General features: G+C 40.6%; 4 protein-coding genes. 3 read left to right on the top strand and 1 reads right to left on the bottom strand.

The annotated features are described in order from the left end of the window. Both EKM82_RS11870 and EKM82_RS11090 read left to right on the top strand, forming a co-directional pair. A partial coding sequence (locus tag EKM82_RS11870) for a hypothetical protein (RefSeq protein ID WP_225419733.1) occupies positions 1-189 on the top strand: 189 nt, incomplete at its 5' end. Between the two features lie 229 nt (positions 190-418). Continuing rightward, positions 419-640 (top strand): P8 family protein, encoded by a 222-nt coding sequence (locus tag EKM82_RS11090; RefSeq protein ID WP_125647047.1) that lies wholly within the window; start codon positions 419-421, stop codon positions 638-640. A gap of 81 nt (positions 641-721) precedes the next feature. Here the strand turns inward: EKM82_RS11090 and EKM82_RS11085 are convergent, their stop codons facing one another. Continuing rightward, positions 722-1,945, bottom strand: coding sequence for a hypothetical protein (locus EKM82_RS11085; RefSeq protein ID WP_125769458.1), 1,224 nt, complete (start codon positions 1,943-1,945; stop codon positions 722-724). 551 nt (positions 1,946-2,496) lie between these two features. On the opposite strand from EKM82_RS11085, the gene asnS reads away from it, so the two are divergent. After that, a complete protein-coding gene (gene asnS / locus EKM82_RS11080; protein ID WP_125769455.1) occupies positions 2,497-3,888 on the top strand; it encodes an asparagine--tRNA ligase in 1,392 nt (463 codons plus the stop codon). The last annotated feature ends 547 nt before the right edge of the window (positions 3,889-4,435 follow it).

The following is a 4,435-nucleotide window of genomic DNA, read 5'->3' as shown; positions in this document are numbered from 1 at the left end:
GGCGCAATTGGCGTCAGCCATGAAATTATTCTTGCCGCTTTAGCGGTTAGAATAAGGCTTGTATTTAAGATTTTGTGTAACAAAAGCTTAAATCAATGCCCATGGCGTTCCACGCCCCCTCAAATTACGCCGCCACCACCTCTCCCGATTGAGGAAGACTTGTTGATCATCATGTTCTACGCCCTTTAAATCGCTGTGCCCCTGCCGCTCTACATTAAGGAACGACCTAAATCATATTCGCTTTCAAAACTGCTATTATTTTCAAATCAAAACAATAAGTTTATTATTTTAGCAGTCGTCGAAACGCCGTGCTAGCAGTCTTTTGCTGAGTCTGCTAAATTCGTGAGCCTTTTTCTATACTACTTAGGCGCAGATGACTTATAATGTACTTGTTTAAATAATCAAGGAGGTTTTCATTATGGCTGAAAATATTGAAACAGAACCAGAAGTATTGAATTTGCCTATGGCAGATGTGTTCGAATGGAGCGACGACAAGACGGTTGTTCGCGACGCAATCTGGGATTTCATCATGGAAAGCAACGGTCGTGACACCATCAAGACTGAGGAAACTATGAAACCATTCCTAGATATGACTGAAGCACAAGTTAAGGACTACGTCGAAAAGAATTTGAAGAAGTAGTTCTCCCATTTCAATCTTAGTGATATAAAAAGCCCACTAGCGATTTGTCGTTAGTGGGCTTTTGTTACACTAGTAGTAATGCTAGTGTAGTATATAGTTATTTAACCGTGCTCTAATATCCCATAAAACCTCATCATTTTTCAAGTCAGTAGCAAATCCCTCAAATTTATCAAATAATTCAAGTAATGAATACGTATTCCGCGCAGTATTTCCATGTAACCCTTCTACCTTACTACGATAATTTTCAGGTAATTTCTGTCTTGCATTAATCAATGACTGAAACAATTTTTCCATCGCACCTGGTTTCATTGGATCATATACCCTAGCATCATCTATTGCCTGAAAAATCTGTTTTTCTCTTTCAGAAATGTTACCAAGTTGCTTTAGCCCCTGTGTATTTGTTTCAACTTTATATCCATGATTGACTCTGAATAAAGGCTCATCTATCAAAGTTATTGTTTTTCCATTATAACTAATCCAGTACATAAATCTAAACTCTGCAGCTTCATCCGCAATTTCACTATTCCGCACGGTAACCCCAATACGCACAGTAACACCTTTTTTTAATTTAACAATCTTCTTGGACTTAAATGCAAGTGAAATTTTAGAATCCGTCAAAACGGCTGACTCTACATAAAATTTATTTTTCGTATCATTCTGATATCCTTCCATTCCCATTAAAGCCAGAAAAAGAATCATACCATTATCATACGTTTTATAACGACTGACATCTACCACGGCTCTCAAATAATATTGTTCAACATCATCTTTATTATCAATCACAAACCTATAACGATACTTTTCATCAGGATATTTTTCAATCAATTGTCTGAGATTATTCAGCGCAAATTCTACCTCATCGCGCTTAAATAATTCTTCGTAATAAGTATTAGCCTTAAAAGTTTTAGTGAGAAATTGTTTTCTAGCATCATACATAGTTAGTGCTGTTGCATGTGTTTCCGTATGATCATCTGTTAATAGATCAAACTTAAATTCAATTTTATTATTTTGACCTAATCGTGGGAAATCAACAGCTCGTATATCCTGTAATGGAACGCTGTAATCAACCTTATGCTCATTAATTTCATTAAATTGATTTAGTAATTCTTCAGTACCCTCAATATCTAAACTTCGATTGTCATTTAAAAATTGGGTAGCTAATTCTTCATATTTTTTCTTATCCGTCGCTGTTAACTCTAAAAAAACATTCTGGGCTTTTTCTAACATTTTAAAAACGTCAGATACATTTGCGGAAGGCGTACCAGATTGATCTTTTAATCGTCGTTCACTGATTGATTCACTCATCATAAAATCCTCCAAATCTATATTTTCTAATGATGTTATATAGCTCACATTATATCACTAATCCTCCCTACGGTAAGCGCATACATCGCATTCATTATCTACTATTCACTGCATCTTCTAATTAATTACATTATTTTAATAATTATCTTGCCAGCGCCATTCTTTAGTGTTAAGCTAACTTCAATCAAATATGACAGTTTAAAAACAATGAGAAAGAGGAGTACGTTTCGTCAGACTGCACAGCAAATTGGGGTAGATGGAAGCCCAATCAAGACGATGATTCTGGAAAAACGCTTTCTTAGTTTCGGCTTGAAAGAATGGGTTCATTCAAGTAGGGTGCGACGTGGCCAATCCGTTACCATTGGGGAGTATGTTAGTACTCTAATAAAGTGGTTATACATTTAACAATGTGGGTGGTACCGCGAAAGTGAATCTTTCGTCCCTTGTCTGGGGACGGAAGATTTTTTTGTTACCCTGAAAACATTGCCCCAAACGCGCAGGTACTGGCAAACATCCTCAATCTCATTGTCTGTCGAAATGGAGGTATTGTGATGAAAGAAGTATTTGCACGCGATTTATTACACCAAGAAGTGGTCGCTAGTAATGAGCCGGTTTTCTTAACCGGTTGGGTCAAAACTATTCGCCGCGGCGCTCATTTTAGTTTTCTAGAATTAAATGACGGCACTGATTTGCGCAACATTCAAATTGTTTTAGGTGAAAAACTGCCAAATTATCAGGCCGTGACAAAATTAAATCTCAGCGCCACCATCAAAGTGACTGGCCAAATCGCCCTAACGCCGAAAGCGCAGCAACCTTTGGAAATCCATGCTGACCAAATCGACATCCTTGGCCAGTCTGCCGCTGATTATCCTTTGCAGAAGAAGCAACATAGTCTGGAGTTTTTGCGGACGCAAGCCCATTTACGGCCACGAACGGCAACCTTTTATGCTGTTTTTAAAATTCGTTCCTTAGCTGCCATGGCCGTTCATGAATTTTTCCAAAAACGTCATTTCGTTTACGTCAACACGCCAATTATTACTAGTAGCGATAGTGAGGGCGCTGGCGAGATGTTTAAAGTCACTGCACTGGATTTAAATCATTTACCCCAAGATGCCCAGGGGCAAGTTGATTTCCAACAAGATTTCTTTAAAAAGCCCACCAATTTAACCGTTAGCGGCCAATTGCCTGATGAAGGATTTACCTTGGCTTTTCGTGACACTTACACTTTCGGCCCGGCTTTCCGCGCTGAAAATTCTCACACTGGCCGCCACACTGCCGAGTTCTGGATGATCGAACCGGAAATGGCTTTCGTTGATTTAGCAGCCATGTTGCCTGTCGAAGAACAATTGATCAAATACGTAATCAACCAAGTCTTTTTAAAAGGCCAAGAAGAATTGACCTTCCTCAACGACAACGTTGATTCTGACTTAATCGCCAAATTAAAAGCGACCACCACCAGCGACTTTGCAGTCATTAGTTATGATCGCGCGATTGCATTATTGCAGGCGGCGCCACAAACTTTCACCTACCCAGTTAAATGGGGCATGGGCCTGCAAAGCGAGCATGAACGCTATCTTTGCGAACAAGTTTTCCAGCGGCCGACTTTTGTCACCGACTATCCCGAAGCCATCAAGGCCTTTTACATGCGGCGCAATGACGATGGCAAAACTGTTGCCGCCGCTGATTTACTAGTGCCAGGCATTGGTGAACTCGTTGGTGGGAGTCAGCGTGAAGAACGGCCAGATATCCTCGCCGAAAAAATCGCCAGTGCGCAACTAAACGCTGCCGAATATCAATGGTATTTGGATTTACGGCGTTATGGCGAAACCGTGCATTCCGGTTTCGGCTTAGGTTTTGAACGTCTGATCATGTTTCTCACTGGCATGACCAACATCCGCGACGTGGTGCCTTATCCACGAACTCCCGGCGAAGCCGAATTTTAACCTAAATTGGTTTTGGGCAGAGTAACTGACAACTCCGTTACGGCCGGCGGAGTGTGGAACGCGGCCGGGATTGATTTGAGCTTATTGCTTTGCAACAATCTCAAATACAACCCTTATCCTAAGCGCTAAAGCGCCAAGGATAATTTGGCGGCTGACACTCCGGCGGCCTCCACTGCGTTTTGAGCTAGGCCAGTCCACTTCAGATTTTATCGATATCAAGGCAATACAAGCAAAGTTAGATCCAATCGCTCGGCCCCTGCCTAGATAAACTAACTGAACTCAGCACCACTATTTAAAAAAACAGCTTGTAGAAATTAACTAAGCCTGTTCGACAATTTCTGGTTTTACCCCAGAAAACTTGTCAAACAGGCTTATTTTGGTTCACTGTTCAATTGTTACCACAATTTAAATCAAGTTGATTAGCCCCACTACAATTACCTCAAGCTCTAATAAAAATTAAAGTACACCACCTCAACTCCAGACGGAATGGAGGGCGTGGTTGTCAGCCGCCAAATTTGTCTTATTGCTTTAGCAATTAGACAAAGGC

This window comes from Lapidilactobacillus wuchangensis (genome assembly GCF_003946645.1).
GTDB lineage: Bacteria > Bacillota > Bacilli > Lactobacillales > Lactobacillaceae > Lapidilactobacillus > Lapidilactobacillus wuchangensis.
This window is presented reverse-complemented; position numbering and strand designations above follow the sequence as displayed.